The sequence below is a fragment of the Frateuria sp. Soil773 genome (assembly GCF_001428405.1).
GTDB lineage: Bacteria > Pseudomonadota > Gammaproteobacteria > Xanthomonadales > Rhodanobacteraceae > LMSL01.
Window position 1 is genome coordinate 423,830 of the sequence record NZ_LMSL01000002.1, and the last position, 19,738, is coordinate 443,567.

General features: G+C 72.8%; 8 protein-coding genes. 5 read left to right on the top strand and 3 right to left on the bottom strand.

Annotation, left to right across the window (positions count from 1 at the left end):
• Positions 1-1,646 precede the first annotated feature (1,646 nt).
• A complete protein-coding gene (locus ASG87_RS01925; RefSeq protein WP_055999933.1) occupies positions 1,647-3,047 on the top strand; it encodes a TIGR03013 family XrtA/PEP-CTERM system glycosyltransferase in 1,401 nt (466 codons plus the stop codon).
• Positions 3,048-3,128: 81 nt separating this feature from the next.
• Here ASG87_RS01925 and ASG87_RS01930 read toward each other — a convergent pair whose 3' ends face one another.
• Positions 3,129-3,800: a J domain-containing protein gene (locus ASG87_RS01930; protein ID WP_055999936.1), complete on the bottom strand. Its 672-nt coding sequence runs from the start codon at positions 3,798-3,800 to the stop codon at positions 3,129-3,131.
• Between the two features lie 187 nt (positions 3,801-3,987).
• Between ASG87_RS01930 and ASG87_RS01935 the strand changes: the two genes are divergently transcribed.
• Together ASG87_RS01935 and ASG87_RS01940 are read left to right on the top strand one after the other, a co-directional pair.
• Positions 3,988-4,767 carry a hypothetical protein gene (locus tag ASG87_RS01935; RefSeq protein WP_157510833.1) on the top strand — a complete coding sequence of 260 codons (780 nt, stop codon included), beginning with the start codon at positions 3,988-3,990 and terminating at the stop codon, positions 4,765-4,767.
• Between the two features lie 321 nt (positions 4,768-5,088).
• Positions 5,089-6,027 carry a cupin-like domain-containing protein gene (locus tag ASG87_RS01940; RefSeq protein WP_055999943.1) on the top strand — a complete coding sequence of 313 codons (939 nt, stop codon included), beginning with the start codon at positions 5,089-5,091 and terminating at the stop codon, positions 6,025-6,027.
• A 9-nt stretch (positions 6,028-6,036) separates the two neighbouring features.
• Here the strand turns inward: ASG87_RS01940 and ASG87_RS01945 are convergent, their stop codons facing one another.
• Positions 6,037-6,861, bottom strand: coding sequence for a TIGR04325 family methyltransferase (locus ASG87_RS01945; protein WP_162258290.1), 825 nt, complete (start codon positions 6,859-6,861; stop codon positions 6,037-6,039).
• Positions 6,862-6,916: 55 nt separating this feature from the next.
• Positions 6,917-7,225: a hypothetical protein gene (locus ASG87_RS20380; RefSeq protein WP_162258291.1), complete on the bottom strand. Its 309-nt coding sequence runs from the start codon at positions 7,223-7,225 to the stop codon at positions 6,917-6,919.
• 224 nt (positions 7,226-7,449) lie between these two features.
• On the opposite strand from ASG87_RS20380, the gene ASG87_RS01950 reads away from it, so the two are divergent.
• Positions 7,450-14,805, top strand: coding sequence for a type I polyketide synthase (locus tag ASG87_RS01950; RefSeq protein WP_082582681.1), 7,356 nt, complete (start codon positions 7,450-7,452; stop codon positions 14,803-14,805).
• Positions 14,802-19,709, top strand: coding sequence for a non-ribosomal peptide synthetase (locus ASG87_RS01955; protein WP_055999950.1), 4,908 nt, complete (start codon positions 14,802-14,804; stop codon positions 19,707-19,709). Before ASG87_RS01950 ends, ASG87_RS01955 begins: the two co-directional genes overlap by 4 nt.
• Positions 19,710-19,738: the final 29 nt, after the last annotated feature.

Sequence of the window (19,738 nt, forward strand, 5' to 3'; positions counted from 1 at the left end):
GTGGCCGAAGTTGGGACCGGCGCCGGCTTCGGCCAGGCGCACCCAGGTGCCGCTGTGGTCGTCGCCCGGGGCGTGCCCGTCGGGGGCGCTCTTGCTGGCCGTATCGGTCAGGCCGCCGGGCAGCGGCGCGGCGCCGCGCTGCCACCAGAACTGCACNTCACGATGGCCGTTTGCAAACCCGGCGCGATCGGGCGGTGGCGGTGCCGGGGCACAATCGGCGTGCCTGCCGGCACCGCGCGAAAGGTATTGCGGTAAGTGCCACTCTCTAATTCGGCCCGTTGCAGCAGGTGCGCCAGGTCCGCCCCCAGGTTGTTGGTGGCGTGGTGTTCCACCACCAACGGCACGAAGTCGATTCCGTCGAGGTTCGGATGATCGGTCAGCGTGTAGCGCTTGCCGGCTTCGAGCGTGCGTACCGCGCCCTGGCCTTCGAAGCATCGAGCGTCGAGGCGGTGCGCATCGAGGAGCTGCTCAGCGCGCCGCCGGGCCTGCTCGGCGTTGTCATGGAAGCCCGCACGGTCGGCATCAAACAAGTCCAGGCCGGGCAGGCTCGGGCCCTCATTGGCAGCGGCCTGCGCCGTGCCCGCGATGCCCCGCAGGGCGTCGGCTTTCCAGCTCGACACCACCACGCTGTCCGGCGCGACTTGCACGCGCTCACTGAATGCCGTGATGGCATCGTCTGCCTCGGTCGCGTCGATGCGATGGAAGCGAATCGATGCAGGCGCGCCGTCGGGCGATGAGGCGTGGCCATCGAAGATCACGAGCGTATGAGCCGGCATCTGATCGCCTTCGCCGCTGTCCTGGTCGTGCTCGAAACGATAGGACAGTCCTTCTTCACCGAGTAGACGCAGTACGTAGTCGGCATCCAGCTCGCGGTACTGGGTGCAGATCGGACGCACGCGCAATGCGGCGCTGACGTCCGTGCGATGGCGCACTTCCGGATGATCCGCGAACACCTGCGCAATCACATCGAGCGCGTGCTTGTCCTGGAAGATCAGCGCATTGCGGCGCAAGCGCAGGAACGCGAGGCTCGATTCAATCACCAAGCGGTAGCGAGCAAGCCCGCCATCGGAGCCCAGGGCCGCGGCGTGAGTGATGTACCCGTGCCAGGACCGTGTGCCGCCATCGGCGGTGGCGATGCGCAGACTGGCCAGGCTGCCGGGCAGCGGGCCCAGGTCGATAAAGGCCGAGGTCGACAGGCAAGAGACGGCGAACTGAAAATCGTCGTTGACCGTTTCGTGCCCGTGCATCTGCTCGACCAGGAATGCGTCGGGCAGCTCCGTGTCGATGCCGAGCAGACGGGTTGTTTGCGAGAGCAGGCCAAACAAGGCCGGTAAATCCAAAGCGTCCATGCAACATTCCTTATCGATCGCTTGCATCCAAGCCGGCAGCAGCACCTCCATTCATGCCGCTCGCTGCCTTATACGCCGCCATGCTTTGCTTTGCCATGACCGAGGCACGATCACGGGAAATCCGACACGGTCTTGCAGCCACGCAACGGATGGCTATCCCGAAACTTACCCCCACGACGATATGCCGACCTCCGTTTGGCCTAGGCGGGCTGTGCGTAAGTGGCATCGACACCGCGCGAAGCGCCGGCGTAGCCTCGCTGTCCGTCGGCACCAATCGGTGGCGTGGGGGGATTGGTCATGTTCCGTTTCCTGCGACAGCAGTCCGTGCGCTGGCTCGTGCTGCTCGGCGCGAGCGAGCTGCTGCTGCTCGCCGCCTCGCTGGGCCTGGCGATGTACCTGCGCTTCGCGCACCTGCCGGAGGATCTGGCCGAATTCTCGCAAAGCCTGCCGCAGCGCGCGCTGGTGTTCGCCGTCGTCATCCAGTTGGGCATGGCCGCGCTCGGCCAGTACCAGACCCACCTGCGCACGAGCTGGTTCGGCCTGCTGGCGCGGCAGGCGGTGGCGTTCGCGCTGGGCGGCACCGGGCTGGCGATCGGCTACTACCTCGTGCCGCAGGCCTACGTCGGCCGTGGCGTGCTGGGCATCGCGCTGGCGATCGGCTTCGTGGCGATCATGCTGTTCCGCCTGCTGTTCCTGCGCCTGGTCGAGATCGAGGCGCTGAAACGGCGCGTGCTGATCCTCGGCGCGGGCCAGCGCGCCGCGCAGATCCACCAGCGCATGCGCCGCCGCTCCGACCGGCGCGGCTTCAGCCTGGTGGGCTACCTGCCGCGGCTGGGCGAGCCGGTGCGCGTGCCGGAGGCGCAGGTGCTGCATCCGCAGGTGCCGCTGCACGTCCTGGCGCAGCGTGCGCAGGTGGACGAGATCGTGGTCGGCGTGGACGACCGCCGCGGCAGCCTGCCGATGGACGAGCTGCTCGAATGCCGGCAGGCCGGCGTCGCCATCACCGACCTCACCACGTTCTTCGAGCGCGAATCGGGCCGCCTGCAGTTGTCGCTGCTCGATCCGTCCTGGCTGGTGTTCTCCGGCGGCTTCGACGCCACCCCGCTGCACCGCGCGGCCAAGCGCGGCTTCGACCTGCTCGCCGCCACCGTGCTGCTGCTGGCGTTCTGGCCGCTGATGCTGCTGGTGGCGCTGGCGATCCGGCTCGAATCCGGCCCCGGCCAGCCGGTGCTGTACCGGCAGGAGCGCGTGGGCGAGCGCGGCCGCACCTTCTGGCTGCTGAAGTTCCGCAGCATGCGCACCGACGCCGAGCGCGACGGCGTGGCGCGCTGGGCGCGCAAGGACGACGACCGCGTGACGCGGGTGGGACGGATCTGCCGCAAGCTGCGCTTCGACGAATTGCCGCAACTGTGGAACGTACTCAAGGGCGAGATGAGCATCGTCGGCCCGCGACCGGAGCGGCCGCAGTTCGTCGCCGACCTGGCCACCAAGATCCGCTACTACAGCCTGCGCCATTGCCTCAAGCCCGGCCTCGCCGGCTGGGCCCAACTGAGCTATCCCTACGGCGCCTCGCAGGAGGATGCGGAGGAAAAGCTCAAGTACGACCTGTTCTACGTGAAGAACCACAACCTGCTGCTGGACCTGCTGATCCTGATCCAGACGGTGGAGGTGGTGCTGTTCGGACGCGGCGCGCGCTAGCGGTCCGCTAGGGCCGTCGGGTGGCCGTCCCTGGCCGCGCCGGAACCTTCCGGCACGGACCGGCGACGCCGCCTGACGACCCTAGCGGATCGCCATCTCGGCGGCCGGCGGCGCAGGGCGCACGCTGGCCGTCCTCAGCGCATGCAGCGGCGAGCTGTACCAGTCCACCACCTCGTCGTGCTCGAAGCGGATCCACGAGGGGCCGTATTCCCAGCGGTCGCCCTGCACCGCCGTCGGCTCGCCCTCGGCGGCGAGCACCTCGTCCGGCGACATGCCCGGCCGCAGCGCCGGGGGATCGTCCGCCACCGTCCAGCCCACCGCGGCGCTGGCGGCGACGGGCGACGAGGACATGATCTCCGGCGGCAGCGACGCCACGTTCCACAGCGATACGCCCAGCGCCGCGGCCAGCAGCAGGATCAGTACCTTCGGGCGCTCCTGCGACGGCGCATCCAGCTGGACCGCCGGCGGCTGCCGCCATGCCGGCGCCGCGGTTTCCGGCGCCGCCGGCCGCGACGATCCCGGTGCACCGGGCAGGCGCCCGTGCCGGCGCTGGAACTCCATCGCCGCCCCGTACTGCGCGGTGAGCCGCTGCAGGCGCTCGGCCGCCCTCGCGTCGAGCGGGTTCCCGACGCGGTGGTCCGGATGCAGCATGGATACGTGCCGGCGATAGGCCCGCTTGAGCTCCAGCAGGCCGCAGCCCGGGCTCAGCCCCAGTTTCCGGTACAGGTCGAAGAAATCGGTCTCGCTGGCCATGTCCTTTCCCCCGCACGGCCCGCGGTCCCTGCTAGGAGACTGCGGCTCCCGTATCCGGACGACGCCACGGCGGCACGGCCGGAGCGCAAGCCTCGCTCACCTCGGGCAAATTGGCAAGCACAATTTACTGTTGACATGATCTGACGCAATTCACAAAATCAACCGTACTTGGCAGGGAATACCACCCATGCACGGCCGTCGCACCCGGGTTGCCGCTCGTTGCCGCGCAGGCGTGGCCGCCGCGCTGCTGGCGGCCGGCCAGGCCGCGGCGCAGGCGCCGCCCGCCGTCACGCCCACCGGAACAGGCATGCCGCCGGCCGCCGCCGTCACGCTCGGCGCGCACACCCTGCTCGCCCAGTCCGAGGGCTTCGGCACGGACCCGGCCGTCACCGCCCCGATCGCGACCCGGCCGGGCGGCAGCGCGCTGATCGTGTTCAACGGCGGCTACGCCGGCAACGCCGCGCCGCCCGTCGACAGCTACGCCAACCGCTGGACCCGGCTCGGCCGCGTGACCTACGGCAACGGCTACGACGGTTTCGACGTCAAGGCCTACGTCGCGCTGCGCGCCAGGGGCGGCCCCGGCCACACGGTGAGCTTCGCCAAGCGCGCCAACGCCGCCGGCGAGATCTCGGTGCCGTTCGTCGAGGTCAGGAACGCGGGCAGGCTGCAGGACGTGGCGCAGAACTACCCGGCCGCCGGCCTGGTGCTGACCAGCGGCTCGGTCACCACCACCGGGCCCGCCACCCTGGTGGCGCTATGGTGGGGGGACGGCGCGGTAACACGGATGACCGCCACGCCGAACAACGGCTTCACCGTGATCGACCGCTTCCTGATGCTGCCGGACAACAGCGGCGTGCAATGCGCGGTGGCGTTCCGGCAGGTCGACGCGGCGGGGACATACAACGTCAGCTGGATAGGCGCGCCCATCCAGGGCGCCATATTATGGCTACTGGCATTCCAGTCCTAGGTAACGTCGATTCCGCCCGTAAAGAGGGCAAGGCGCTTTTGGCATTGGCCATCGAGGCGCTGGATTCCTGCCCGTGCAGGAATGGCGGGCGTAATGGGCGTCCATCCGGATCTTTCCCGATGGACACGCGCGGCGATTATCCACCGGCATTTCATTTTCCGGCACGGGTCTCATTCGAAAGGCATTTTCAGGAATAACCGCGATTCCATGTCGTCGGCCGGGCCGGCGAAGCCGATCGGAGGCCGCCGCCGGAACCGGCGAAAGGCGACAGGTACCGCACAACCGGCCATGCAATGCGGACAGGTTCCGGAGGGAGCCACCATGCTGGGCGAATTCGTCACCGACAGGCAATACGCCGCCCTGCTCGAGCGCGGCGGGAAAACGGCTGCGCCGATGCTCGCCTTCGAGCCCGCCGGCTTCGACGCCTGCTACAACCGCAAGCCCTTCCTGGTTGGGCACCGCCTGGCCGGCCACCCGCAGTTCGCGCTGCCGCGCCTGTTCGCGCTGTGCCGGCGCCTGCCGCCGGAACAGCTCCTGTTCCGGGTGGGGAACATCCCCGGCGACACCGAGCTGGAGACGTCCTACGACCGCTACCGGCGCGGCCTCACCCTGGACGAGGTGCTGGAACGCTTCGAGGAGAACCAGGCCTACCTGTGCATCAACAACCCCGAGCGCGACGCCGAATACGCGCCGCTGATCGAGGGCCTGCTCGCGGAAGTCGCCGCGCGCACCGACGCGCTCGACCCGGGCATGAGCTGGTACTCCAGCTACGTCTTCGTCTCCGCGCACGACTCGGTGACGCCCTACCACATGGACCGCGAGATGAATTTCCTGCTGCAGATCCAGGGAACCAAGAAGGTGTTCCTGTGGGACCCGGCGGACGACGAGGTGATGAGTCCGGCGCAGAAGGATTTCCTGCTCGCCCACGTCGGCAGCCGGCCGCGCTACCGCCCGGCGCTGGAGGAGAAGGCGATGGCGTTCGAGCTGCGCCCCGGGCTGGGCGTGCACCATCCCTTCATCGCGCCGCATCGCGTGCACACCGGCGCGGCGCTGTCGGTCTCGCTCGCGCTGACCTTCCGCACGCGGCGCTCGGACATGTGGACCGACGCGCACCGCTTCAACGCGCGGCTGCGCCACCTCGGCCTGCGCCCCGGACCGGTGGGCCGCAACGCGCTGCTGGACCGCGCCAAGTCGGAGATCGCGCGGGCCGGCCAGCGCGTGCACCGCACGCTGGCGCCGACCGCGCCGGACGCGCCCTAGCCCACCGCGCTAGGCCTCGCGGCTGAACAGGAAGCCGAAGTAGCGATCCAGCGAATGCCCGGGATGGAACGGGATCCGGCAGCGCCGGTCCGGGTTTTCCCAGCGGTCGCGCAACTGGTAGCCCAGCGCCTTCAGCCCGTCGACGAACTCGCGCTCGGCGCTGATCCGGTACGGGCAGCAGGTGGTGCCCATGTTCTGCACGGTGAAGTAGGACTCGGCCATGTGGATCGGCACCGAGTTCAGCAGCAGGTGCGCGGGCCGGCGCGGCAGATCGGCCAGCAGCCCGGCCAGCGTGTAGTCGAGGTATTGCAGCGAGCCAGCGGCGAACAGGATGTCGGCCTGCCCCGCGTCCGCGGCGCGCTCGGTGAACGCCAGGCGGCGCGGCGCATCGTGCTGTTCCGCCCAGGCGGCGCCGGCGGCGTTCACCGCCGGCACGTCGTGGACCTGCCAGCGCAGCCCCTCCGGGTAGTCCACGTAGCGCTGGTAGGCGTAGTAGGCGATGCCGATGTGGCCGCCCAGGTCGAACACCGAGCGGCTCCCCTCGGCGAACAGCCGCGCCAGCCACAGCATGACCGGGTAGTCGTAGAGGAACACGCGGCGGGTGCGGTCGCGGTACAGCGCGGCGGAGGCGCTGTTGTCGTAGCCGGTGGCGCGCGTCGGCGGCACGCTCGCCGCCGCCGCCGCCCAGCTCGGGAAGACGCCGCGGTAGAGGTTCTCCAGCAGCGAGTCGTGGGCGAGGAAGCGGCGCTCGTAGCGGGCCTCGCGCATGCGCCGGATGACCGGGAAACGGTCCGCATAGGCGACCCGCTCGCGCCTGGCTTGATTAATGTCCATGGCAACTGGCCATCCCGAAGATAATCGATCGTTGGCGCCAACCCATGGCGTCGGTTCATCGGCCATAAGGCAGGCCCGGGAAAATCGTTTCGGGCACCCGGGAAAATCCGCCGCCATTAGCCGCGACACAGCCTGCATCGCGCTTGTCCGCACGGTCAATTAGAGCGTAAGTGGTGTATATCGGCGCGGCATGCCCGATATATAAATCCATTGCCGTGACCGAAGGTTCGCCGGCGAGCCGCCACAGCAAGGGGGATGCATGAACGGCAACGCGACCACGCATTTCGAGCGCGCCCGCAGGCAGCCCGGCGCCGTGCCGGCCGTAGCGCCGCGACGCGGTGCGCGATCCGTCCGCACGGGCCATCGCCCCGGCAGCCGGGACCGACCCGGATCGCCGTGGCGCAGGGGGCCGGCGCACGGCAGCTGACCCCGCTTCAACCGTTCGACCTATGCCGGACCGCCATGCCGCCCGCACCCGGGCAGCCGGCCGGCCGCACGGTTCCGCACCTCCGCCCGCGGCGATCCGGAACCGACCGATGGAGCCATGGCGCGGCGCCCGGTGCGTTGCGCGCAGATGACGGAAGCCCGATGAACGTGTCTTCGGCAGAGTGTCCCGCGGTAGCCGCCGCACCCTTGTTCGACGCCCTCGCCTGCTCCGCCGGCCGTGCCGGTGCGGCCTGGCGGCGGCGCGAGTACCCGCTCGATCCCGGCTCGCTCGCCGCACTCGCCGGCGCGGCGCGGCCCGCGCTGGCCGGTTGCGCCGCGCTGGCGCTGGCCGAGGCGCGGCTGACCGGCGCGGACGCCGTGGCGGCCACCCTCGCCGCCGCGTCGGGCGCGCGGCAGGCGACCGTGGCGGTGCCGCGCGCCGAGACGCGCGCGGCCTGGTGCGATGCGCTGTCCCGCGCGCTGGCCGATGCCGGCCCGGCGCAGCCGGCGGCATGGGCCGTCGCGGATGCGGAGGAAGCGCCCGACGGCGCCTGCGCCAGCCTCTGGCGATGGCACGCCGACGCGGCCCGGCTGCAGGTGGATTTCCGCGCCCCGTTCGACGACGACGCCATCGACCTGCTGGCCGGCTGCGCGCTGCGCGCGCTGGCGGCGCTGGCCGCCGACGCCGAGGCGCCGCTGGGTACGCTCGACGTCATCGACGATGCCGAGCGCGAGCGCCTGCTGCACGACTGGAACGCCACCGCCCGGCCGCGGCACGGCACCGATACCGTGCACGGCCTGTTCGCCGAGGTGGCGCGCCGGCATCCCGCGCGCACCGCGGTCGAGGCGCGCGGCACCGCGCTCAGCTATGCCGAACTCGACGCGCGCTCCGACCGCGTCACCGCCGGCCTACTGGCCGCCGGCATCGCTCCGGGCACGCCGGTGGCGCTGCTGCTCGAACGCTCGCCCGACGCCATCGTCGCCCTGCTGGGCATCCTGAAGGCCGGCGCCGCCTACCTCCCGCTCGACCCGGCCTATCCCGCCGAGCGCATCGCCTTCGCCGTCGACGATGCGTGCGCCGGGCTGGTCGTCGTGCCGGCCGGCCAGCCCGCGCCGGCCGGCATCGCCGTGCCGGTGCGCACGCTGGAGCAACTGGAGCACGAGGCGACGCCCGCCGCCTTGCCGTCGCTGGACGGCGAGGCGCTGGCCTACGTGATGTACACCTCCGGCTCCACCGGCACGCCCAAGGGCGCCGAGATCGCGCACCGCGCGATCGTTCGGCTGGTGCGCGAGGTGGACTACGTCGCGTTCGGCGAACAGCCGCGCGTGCTGCACGCCGCGCCGCTCGGCTTCGACGCCTCGACCTTCGAGATCTGGGGCGCCCTGCTCAACGGCGGCACCTGCGTGGTCCACGACGAGCGCATCCCCAGCGGCTGCGGCCTGGCCACCACCATCGAGCGCCACGGCGTGCGCATCGCGTGGCTGACCGCGGCACTGTTCAACGCCATCGTCGACGACGACGCCAGCCGGCTGCGCGGGCTCGCCCAGTTGCTGACCGGCGGCGAGGCGCTGTCGGTGGCGCACGTGCGCAAGGCCTACGCGGCGCTGCCGGACATCGTGCTGATCAACGGCTACGGCCCCACCGAGTGCACCACCTTCGCCGCCACCTGGCGCATCCCGCGCGGGCTGGCGGCGGACGTGCGCTCGATCCCGATCGGCCGGCCGATCGCCGACACCGTGCTGCGCGTGCTGAACGCGCGCGGCGAGCTGCTGCCGGCCGGCGCGGTCGGCGAGCTCCACATCGGCGGCGCGGGGCTGGCGCGCGGCTACCTGGCGCGCCCCGAGCTGACCGCCGAGCGCTTCGTGGACGATCCCTTCGGCCGGCCCGGCGAGCGGCTGTACCGCACCGGCGACCTCGCGCGCTGGCTGCCCGACGGCACGATCGAGTTCGTCGGCCGCGCCGACGGCCAGGTCAAGATCCGCGGCTACCGCATCGAGACCGGCGAGATCGAGGCGGCGCTACAGGCGCTGCCCGGCGTGCGCGCCTGCGCGGTGCTGGCGCGCGAGGACCGCCCGCAGCAGAAACGCCTGGTCGCCTACGTCGTTTCCGCCGACGCGCCGTTCGACGCGCGCCGGCTGCGCGGGCAACTGGCGCGCACGCTGCCGGAGTTCATGGTGCCGGCGATCTACCTGCGGCTGGACGCGCTGCCGGTGACGCCCAACGGCAAGCTCGACCGCCGCGCGCTGCCGGCGCCGGACAACCGCCGCCCCGAGCTGGCGGTGCCCTACGCGCCGCCCGCCAGCGCGCACGAACAGCGGCTGTGCGAGCTGTTCGCCGAGGTGCTGGGGCTGGACCAGGTCGGCCGCGACGACCATTTCTTCGACCTCGGCGGCAACTCGCTGCTGGCGGTACGCGTCGTCGCGCGCCTGCATGCCGAGCTGCCGGCGGCGCCGACCATCGCCGCCTTCTTCGCCGCGCCGACCCCGGCGGCGCTGGCCGCGGCCGCCGAGGGGCGCGACGCGCGCGGCCCGCTGGCCGCCCGGCTCGCGCACGGCACCGCGCACGACGGCGCCGTGCCGGTGGCGATCGTCGCGATGGCCGGGCGCTTCCCCGGCGCGGCCAGCGTGGAGGCGTTCTGGAGCAACCTGTGCGCCGGGCGCGAGTCGATCACCTTCTTCGGCCCCGGCCAGCTCGACCCGGGCGTGCCCAGGCGCGAGCGCGAGGACCCCGCCTACGTCGCCGCGCGCGGCATCGTCGACGGCGTGGAGGATTTCGACGCGGCGTTCTTCGGCATCCCGCCGCGCGAGGCGGAGCTGATGGACCCGCAGCAGCGGATCTTCCTCGAACTGTGCTGGGAATGCCTGGAGCGCGGCGGCTACGTGCCGGACGCGCACGACGGCCCGGTCGGCGTGTTCGGCGGCATGCACAACGCGACCTATTTCCAGCGCCACGTCGCCACGCGGCCGGACCTGGTCGACAAGCTCGGCGCGTTCCAGGCGATGCTCGCCAACGAGAAGGATTACCTCGCCACCCGCATCGCCCACAAGCTCAACCTGACCGGCCCGGCGATCAGCCTGAACACCGCCTGCTCGACCTCGCTGGTGGCGATCTGCCAGGCCTTCGACGCGCTGCGCCAGGGCCACTGCGAGATGGCCCTGGCCGGCGGCTCGTCGATCGCCTGCCCGCCGCGCAGCGGCTACCTCTCGCAGGAAGGCTCGATGCTGTCGCCCGACGGCCACACGCGCAGCTTCGACGCCAACGCGCAGGGCACCGTGTTCAGCGACGGCGCCGCGGTGGTGCTGCTGAAGCGGCTGCCCGACGCGCTGCGCGACGGCGATCCCGTCTACGCGGTGATCCGCGGCGCCGCGGTGAACAACGACGGCGGCGGCAAGGCCAGCTTCACCGCGCCGAGCAGCGCCGGCCAGGCGGCGGTGATCAGCATGGCGCTGGACCGCGCCGGCGTCGATGCAAGCGCGATCTCCTACGTGGAAACCCACGGCACCGCCACGCCGCTGGGCGACCCGATCGAGATCGAAGGGCTGACCCTGGCGTTCCGCCGCCATACCGACGCGCGCGGCTTCTGCGCGATCGGCTCGGTGAAGAGCAACGTCGGCCACATGGTGATGGCCGCAGGCGCCGCCGGCGTCATCAAGACCGCGCTGGCGCTGCACGAGCGCCGGCTGCCGCCCACGCTGCACTTCACCGCGCCCAACCCCAAGCTGGGGCTGGCCGATACGCCGTTCGTGGTCAACGACCGGCTGCGCGACTGGCCGGCCGGGGACGGCCCGCTGCGCGCCGGCGTCAGCTCGTTCGGCGTCGGCGGCACCAATGCCCACGTGGTCCTGGAGGAGCCGCCGCCGCGCGCGCCCTCCGAGGCCGCCGACGGGCCGCAACTGCTGCTGCTCTCCGCGCGCAGCCCGCAGGCGCTGGCCCAGGCCGCGGCGCAGCTCGGCAGCCATCTCGCGCTGCAGCCGGAGTGCAACCTCGCCGACGTCGCCTGGACCCTGGCCGGCGGCCGCAAGGCCTTCGCCCAGCGCCTGCACGTGGTCGCCGGCAGCGTGGACGAAGCCGTCGCCCGGCTCTGCGACGCGTCCACGGCACCGGCGACCGCGGCGGCTCCCGGCCCGGCGCCGGGCGTGGTCTTCATGTTCCCCGGCCAGGGCTCCCAGTACGCCGGCATGGGCCGCGCGCTCCACGCCAGCGAGCCTGCGTTCCGCGCCGCGCTGGACGAATGCACGGACTGCCTGCGCGACGAGCTCGGCTTCGACCTGCGCGAGCGGCTGTTCGACGACGACGCGGACGCCCTGCGCGCGACCGCGCTGACCCAGCCGGCCACCTTCGCGGTCGAGTACGCGCTGGCGCGGCTGTGGATGGGCGCCGGCCTGCGGCCGGCGGCGATGATCGGGCACAGCGTCGGCGAATTCGTCGCGGCGGTGCTCGCCGGCGTGATGAGCCTGGCCGACGGCGCGCGCCTGGTGGCACGCCGCGGCCGCCTGATGCAGGCCCTGCCGGCCGGCGCGATGCTGTCGGTGCGGCTCGACGCCGCGCGGCTGCAGGCGCGCCTGCCCGCCGCGCTGTCGCTGGCGGCCGAGAACGCGCCGAACGCCTGCGTGGTCTCCGGCGAGACCGGCGAGGTCGAGGCGTTCCGCGCCGCGCTCGAACGCGATGGTGTTGCCTGCCGCCTGCTGCACACCTCGCACGCGTTCCACTCGGCGATGATGGACCCGGCGCTGGCGCCGTTCCGCCAGGAAGTCGAGCGCATCGCCCTGGCACCGCCGGCGATCCCGATCGCCTCCACCCTCACCGGCCGGCCGCTGGACGCCGCCGAGGCCGCCTCGGCGGACTACTGGACCGGCCACCTGCGCGGCACCGTGCGTTTCTCAGCCGCATTGCAGGGGCTGCTCGACGAGCCGCGCCACGCCTTCCTCGAAGTGGGACCGCGCGCCACGCTGGCCCTGCTCGCCCGGCAGCACCCGCAGAGCCGCGGCCGCACCGTGCTGGCCTCGCTGGCGGACACGGCGGCAGCCGAGCGCGCGGCCTGGCTGGATGCCCTCGGCCAGTTGTGGAGCGCGGGCGCCGCCGTCGCGCCGGCCACGCTCGACCGCCGCGCGCACAAGCGCCGCGTGCGGCTACCGACCTACCCGTTCGAGCGCAAGCGCCACTGGATCGACGCCGCGACGCCGGCCACCGCGGCCGGCGCGTCCAACGTGGTCGCCCTGCCGCTGCCCGCGCACGCCATGCCGGCCGGCGCCGCGCCCGACGCAGTCCCGCCGGCCACGTCTGCACCGGCCTCATCCGCACCGATTACGTCCGTACCGATTACGTCTGCACCGACTACATCCGTACCGACCGCACCCGCATCCATCGCATCCCTTCCGGAGGCCGCCATGCCCGCTCCACTCGCCGACGCCGACCGGCCCGCTCGCCTGGTCACCCAGTTGACCGCCCTGTTCGAGGACGTCGCCGGCACCGAGTTCGCGGCCACGGACGCGGACGCGAACTTCATCGAGCTCGGGCTGGACTCGCTGGCATTGACCCAGGTGGCGCTGCAGTTGCAGAAGACCTTCGCGCTGAAGATCACCTTCCGCGAGCTGATGGAATCGTGCTGCTCGTTCGAGCGCCTCGCCCGCCACATCGACCGGCTGCTGCCGCCGGATGCGCCGGCCGCCGCAGCCGCTCCCGCGGCAATCCCCACGAGCGCGCCGGCCATGGCCGCGCCCATCCCGATGGCGAACGGCGCCGCCGGCATCCCGCTGGCCTCGAACGGCGGCCTCGTGCAGGACGTGATCCAGCAACAGATGCTGATCATGCAGCAGCAGCTCGCCCTGCTGGCCGCGGCCGGCGGCAGTGTCCCGGCTACCGCCGCGGCGCCAGTGGCTGCGCCCGCCGTGGCCGCCGCGCCGGCACCCGCCGCCGCGCCCGCGTCCGCGCCCGCGCCGCAGGACGAGGAAGCCGCGCTCGCGCACACCACCTACGACGTGAAGAAGGCCTTCGGCGCGATCGCCCGCATCCACTCCGGCTCGACCGAGCTGACCGCGCGCCAGCAGGCGCGGCTGGACGCCTTCGTGCGCCGCTACGTCGAGCGCACGCGGCGCTCGAAGGAATACACCGAGCAGCACCGCCCGCACCTGGCCGACCCGCGCGTGGTTAACGGCTTCCGCCCGCTGCTGAAGGAGATCGTCTACCAGGTCGTGGTGGAGCGCTCCAAGGGCTCGAAGGTATGGGACCTCGACGGCAACGAATACGTCGATGCGCTGAACGGCTTCGGCATGAACCTGTTCGGCTGGCAGCCGGACTTCGTGCTCGACGCGGTGCGCCGGCAGCTCGACGCCGGCTACGAGATCGGCCCGCAGCATCCGCTGGCCGGCGTGGTGGCGAAGCAGGTCTGCGAGCTCACCGGCTTCGACCGCGCCGCGCTGTGCAACACCGGCTCGGAGGCGGTGATGGGCACGGTGCGCATCGCGCGCACGGTCACCGGCCGCGACACCCTGGTGATCTTCGCCGGCTCCTACCACGGCATCTTCGACGAGGTGATCGTGCGCGGCACGAAGAAGCTGCGCTCGGTGCCGGCGGCGCCGGGCATCCTGCGCAACACGGCGGAGAACGTGCTGGTGCTCGACTACGGCACGCCCGAGTCGCTGGCGATCATCCGCGAGCGCGCCGCGTCGATCGCCGCCGTGCTGGTCGAGCCGGTGCAGAGCCGGCGCCCGGATTTCCAGCCGCGCGAGTTCCTGCAGGAGCTGCGCGCGATCACCAGCGACGCCGGCGCGCTGCTGATCTTCGACGAGGTGGTCACCGGCTTCCGCTCGCATCCGCGCGGCGCGCAGGCGGTGCTCGGCATCGACGCCGACCTGGCCTCCTACGGCAAGGTGGTCGGCGGCGGCTTCCCGATCGGCGTGATCGCCGGCAAGCGCCGCTACATGGACGCGCTCGACGGCGGCGGCTGGCGGTTCGGCGACGCCTCGATCCCGACCGTCGGCGTCACCTACTTCGCCGGCACCTTCGTGCGCCACCCGCTCGCGCTGGCCGCGGCGCATGCGGTGCTCGCCCACCTGCAGGAATCCGGCGCGCCATTGCAGGAACGGCTGAACGCGCGCACCGGCGCGCTGGTCGGCGAACTGAACGATTTCTGCGCCAGCGTGGGCGCGCCGATCAGGCTCACCCATTTCGCCTCGGTGTGGAAGGTCAACTTCGCCGAGGACCACCCGCTGCAGGACCTGCTGTTCGCGATGATGCGCAGCCGCGGCGTCCACCTGCTGGACAACTTCCCCTGCTTCTTCACCACCGTGCACGGCGAGGAGGACTTCGCCGCGATCGCCCGGGCGTTCAAGGAATCGGTGCTCGAACTGCAGGAGGCCGAGTTCCTGCCGCGCCACCGCAACCTCGACGCGCACGCCTTCGACGCCGGCAAGCCGCCGGTCGGCGGCGCTCGCCTGGGCCGCGACGCCGAAGGCAACCCGGCCTGGTTCGTGCCGAACCCGGACGCCCCCGGCAAATACATGAGGATCGGCGCATGAGCCCGCACGACCACGCCATCGCGGTCGACTACGACCCGTTCGCCGGCACCGCGCTGGCGCGGGTGGTGCCCACCACCGCGCCGCAGCGCGAGATCTGGCTCGCCGCCAAGCTCGAACCGGACGCCTCGCTGGCCTACAACGAGTCGGTGTCGCTGCGGCTGGCCGGCGCGCTCGACGTCGCCGCGTTGCAGGCGGCGCTGCAGGCGCTGGTCGATCGCCACGAGGCGCTGCGCGCGAGCCTGAGCGCCGACGGCGCGGAACTGCGCATCGCCGACCGGCTGCCGCTGCCGTGCCCGCTGCGCGACCTCGCCGCGCCCGACGCGACGCGGCGCGAGGCCGAGCTGGCGGCGACCCTGCAGCGCGCGGTGACCACGCCGTTCGACCTCGAGCACGGCCCGCTGGTGCGCGCCGAGCTGCTGCGCCTGGCGCAGGACGATCACCTGCTGGTGTTCACCGCGCACCACATCGTCTGCGACGGCTGGTCGTTCGGCGTGATCGTGCGCGACCTGGCCGCGCTGTACGCGCAGCACGCCGGCCGCGGCGCCGGGCCCGCGCCGGCCGATCCCTTCAGCGGCTTCGCGCTGGGCGAGGCCTCCCGCGCGATGACCGACGCCGGCCGCGCGGCCGAGCGCTACTGGCTGGACCGCTTCGGCGGCAGCGTCCCCGCGCTGGACCTGCCCACCGACCGCCCCCGGCCGCGCCGGCGCAGCTTCGCCTCGCAGCGCGAGGACCGCATGCTCGACGCCGCCCTGCTGGCCGACGTGCAGCGCATGGGCGCGCGCCGCGGCGCCAGCCTCTACGCCACCTTGCTGGCCGCCTTCGGCGTGCTGCTGCATCGCCTGGGCGGGCAGGACGAGGTGGTGATCGGCATGCCCAGCGCCGGCCAGGCCGCCGAGGGACGCGGCGCGCTGGTCGGCCACTGCGTCAACGTGCTGCCGCTGCGCGCGTCGATCGATCCGCAGGCACCGTTCGCCACCGTGCTGGACCGGGTCCGCAGCGACCTGCTCGACGCGTTCGAGCATCCGCAGTACACGCTCGGCAGCCTGCTGGCGCGGCTGGCGCTGCCGCGCGACCCGGGCCGGCTGCCGCTGGTCAGCGTGCTGCTCAACCTCGACCAGGCGCTGGACGGGCAGACCGTCGACTTCCCCGGCCTGCGCTTCGAATTCGCGGCGAACCCGCGCGTGCGCGAGAACTTCGAGCTGTTCGTCAACGCGGTGCAGGTCGACGGCGGCCTGCGGCTGGAATGCCAGTACAACAGCGACCTGTTCCGCGCCGAGACGGTGCGCGCCTGGCTCGATGCCTACGCGACCCTGCTGCGCAGCGCGGCGGCGGCGCCGGAGACCGCGGTGCAGGCGCTGGGCCTGCTTTCCGACGCGGCGCGCGGCGCGCTCGACGCGCTGCAGCCGGCGCCCACGCCGTATCCCGAACAGCGGCTGGCGCACGAGTACTTCGAGGAGCAGGTCGACCGCACGCCGGCGCGCGCGGCCGTGCGGCACGGCGCCGCGCGGCTCAGCTATGCCGAGCTGGAGGCACGCGCGAACCGGCTCGCGCATTGCCTGCGCGCGCGCGGCGTGGGGTGCGGCGACCTGGTCGGGCTGACGGTCGCGCGCGGCACCGACATGCTCGCCGCGGTGCTGGCGGTGCTCAAGTCCGGCGCCGGCTACGTGCCGCTGGACCCGTGCTTTCCCGCCGACCGGCTGGCCTTCATGGCCGGGGACGCGGCGCTGGCCGCGCTGCTCGTCGACGACGACGCGCCGGACGCGTTCACGTTCGAACCGTCCCGCGTGCTGTCGCTCAGGCACCATGCCGCCGAGATCGCCGGCGCGGCCTCGACGCGGCCGCCGCGCGGCGACACCGCCGCCACGCCCGACTCGGTCGCCTACGTGATCTTCACCTCCGGCTCCACCGGCCGGCCCAAGGGCGTGCGCGTGCCGCACCGCGCCGCCTCCAACTTCCTCACCAGCATGCAGCGCGTGCCCGGCATCGACGCCGACGACCGGCTGGTGGCGGTGACCACGCTGTCGTTCGACATCGCCTTCATGGAGCTGCTGCTGCCGCTGAGCGCGGGTGCCGAGGTGGTGGTCGCCGGCCGCGACGACGTGCGCGACGGCGCGGCCCTGCGCACGCTGGTGGAAAGCTGCGACGCGACGATGATGCAGGCCACCCCGGCCGGCTGGCGCATCCTGGTCGAGTCGGGCTGGGCCGGCCACCCGCGCTTCCGCGCGGTGTCCGGCGGCGAGCCGCTGCCGGTGGACCTGGCCGAGGCGCTGCTGCAACGCTGCGGCGAGGTGTGGAACGGCTACGGGCCGACCGAGGCCACGGTGTATTCCACCTACTGGCGGGTGGGCGCGCCGCGCGACGGCATCTTCATCGGCCGGCCGATCGCCAACACCACGGTGCGGGTGCTCGACGCGCAGGGCGCGCCCTGCCCGCTGGGCGTGCCGGGCGAGCTGCACATCGGCGGCGCGGGCGTCGCCCTGGGCTATCTCAATCGGCCGCAGCTCGACGCCGAGCGTTTCCTGCCCGACCCGTCCGCCGGCACGCCGGATGCGCGCATGTACCGCACCGGCGACCGCGGCCGCTGGCTCGCCAACGGCATGCTCGAACACCTCGGCCGGCTGGATTTCCAAGTCAAGGTGCGCGGCTACCGGATCGAGCCCGGCGAGATCGAGGCGGTGCTGGCCGATGCGCCCGAGGTGGCGCGCGCGGTGGTGATCGCCCGCGAGGACCGCCCCGGCGACGTGCGCCTGGTCGCCTACGTGGTGGCGCGCGACGGCGCCGCGCTCGACCCGGAAGCCCTGCAGGCGCGGATGCGCCAGCGGCTGCCCGACTACATGCTGCCGCAGCACCTGCTGCCGCTCGCGGCGATCCCGCTGCTGCCCAACGGCAAGGTGGACCGCAAGGCGCTGCCGGCACCCGCGGTGCAGTCGGTGGCGGCGAACGCCGCGCGGCTGGCGCCGCGCAACGACGGCGAGCGGCGCGTGGCCGCGGCGATGGAGGCCGTGCTGGCGCTGCCGGACCTGGACGTGCGCGACGACTTCTTCGCGCTGGGCGGGCACTCCCTGCTCGCCGCCCAGCTCACCGCGCGGCTCAACCGCGAGTTCGGCATCACGCTGTCGTTCCGCACGCTGTTCGACGCGCCCACCATCGAGCGGCTGGCCGCGGCGATCGCGCAGCAGGCGGCCAGCGGCAGCGCGCCGGCGACCGAGCCGGTGGCGCGCCGGCCCGTGCAGGACCGCGCGCCGCTCACCCTGATGCAGCAGCGGCTGTGGTCGCTGGAACGACTGCAGCCGGGCCGCGTCACCTACAACGCGCCGTCCGCGCACCGGCTGCGCGGGCGGCTCGACGAGGCCGCCTTCGAGCGCGCGCTGCAGGCGCTGGTGCAGCGCCAGCCGATCATGCGCACCGCCTTCCGCGACGACGGCGAGGGCGTGGTGCAGGTGGTCGAGCCGCACGTCCCGACCGCGCTGTTTCCCGCCGAGGACCTGTCCGCGCTGCCGGACGGCGAGCGCGAGGCGACGCTGATGCGGCGCCTGCAGGCGCTGACCGACACGCCGTTCGACCTCGCACAGGCGCCGCTGTTCAGCGCGCGCATGTTCCGCCTGGCCGAGGACGAGCATGCGTTCTTCTTCATGCCGCACCACATCATCTGGGACGGCTGGTCGTTCGACATCCTGTACGCCGAGCTGTCGCAGCTCTACCGCGCCTTCGCCGAGGGCGTGCCCTCGCCGCTGGCGCCGCTGCCGGTGAGCTACGGCGACTTCGCCGCCTGGCACGCGCGCTGGCTGGAAGGCCCGCAGTTGCAGGCGCAGCTCGCGTTCTGGCGCGAGCGGCTGGCGCGCATGCACGACATCCGCGCGCTGCCCACCGACCACCCGCGGCGGCCGGGCATGTCGGGGCTGGGCCGCACCGAGTGGATCCACGTCGAGGCCGCCACCACCGGCGCGCTGCACGAGGTCGCGCGGCTGGCCGACGCCACCCTCAACATGACCCTGCTGGCGCTGTACTACGTGCTGCTGGGCGGCATGTCCGGGCGCGGCGAGCTGGTGGTCGGCACGCCGGTGCGCGGGCGCAACCAGACCGAGCTCGAATCGGTGATGGGCTATTTCAACAACCTGGTGCCGCTGCACATGACGCTGGACCCGGCGCTGCCCTTCGCCGACTTCGTGCGGCACGTGAAGCGGGCGGCGCTCGAAGGCTTCGGCCATCCCGACGTGCCGCTGGAATACCTGCAGCGCGAACTGAAGATCGACCACCGCGGCGGCGCAGTGCTGTACCAGGCGCTGTTCTCGTTCCAGGACGCGCGCGGGCGCATCGTTGACTGGGGCGGGCTGCGGCACGAGCAGATCCTGCTGTTCCAGAGCGGTGCCACCGAGGACCTGGGCCTGTGGTTCCTGGAGAACGGCCAGGGCATGGTCGGCGGCGTCACCTACAACGCCGACATCCTCGAAGCCGCCACCGCCCGCCAGTTGCGCGAGCGCTACCTGGCGATGATGGCGATGGTGGCCGAGGACCCGCAGCTTTCCCTGGCGACCCTGCAGGCGCGCGTGGGCGGCGCCATGCGGTTCGGCAGCGACGGCGGCGATGCCGGCGCGGCGGCGCCCGCCCCGGCGGCGACGGCCGCCGCGCCGGCCACGCCCGCCGAGCAATGGCTCGCCGCGCTGTGGGCGGAGCTGCTCGGCGCCGCGAAGCTGCGCACCAGCGACAACTTCTTCGACGCCGGCGGCCATTCGCTGATGGCGGTGGAGATGGCCGAGCGCGTCCGCCGCGAGGCCGGCGTGCAGCTCAACCTGCTGGACATCGCCAACGGCACGCTCGGCACGCTGGCGGCGGAACTGGCCGCGGCGCAGGCCCGGCCGGCGACGCTGGGGCAGCGCCTGGGCCGGCTGTTCGGAAGGCGCTGAGATGAGCCGCGCGACGGGGGAGCGACCGC

Bases quoted from the DNA above. Each gene is read 5' to 3' on its own strand.
- ASG87_RS01925 (WP_055999933.1), top strand. From the start codon at position 1,647: ATGTTCCGTTTCCTGCGACAGCAGTCCGTGCGCTGGCTCGTGCTGCTC.
- ASG87_RS01930 (WP_055999936.1), bottom strand. From the start codon at position 3,800: ATGGCCAGCGAGACCGATTTCTTCGACCTGTACCGGAAACTGGGGCTG.
- ASG87_RS01935 (WP_157510833.1), top strand. From the start codon at position 3,988: ATGCACGGCCGTCGCACCCGGGTTGCCGCTCGTTGCCGCGCAGGCGTG.
- ASG87_RS01940 (WP_055999943.1), top strand. From the start codon at position 5,089: ATGCTGGGCGAATTCGTCACCGACAGGCAATACGCCGCCCTGCTCGAG.
- ASG87_RS01945 (WP_162258290.1), bottom strand. From the start codon at position 6,861: ATGGACATTAATCAAGCCAGGCGCGAGCGGGTCGCCTATGCGGACCGT.
- ASG87_RS20380 (WP_162258291.1), bottom strand. From the start codon at position 7,225: ATGGCCCGTGCGGACGGATCGCGCACCGCGTCGCGGCGCTACGGCCGG.
- ASG87_RS01950 (WP_082582681.1), top strand. From the start codon at position 7,450: ATGAACGTGTCTTCGGCAGAGTGTCCCGCGGTAGCCGCCGCACCCTTG.
- ASG87_RS01955 (WP_055999950.1), top strand. From the start codon at position 14,802: ATGAGCCCGCACGACCACGCCATCGCGGTCGACTACGACCCGTTCGCC.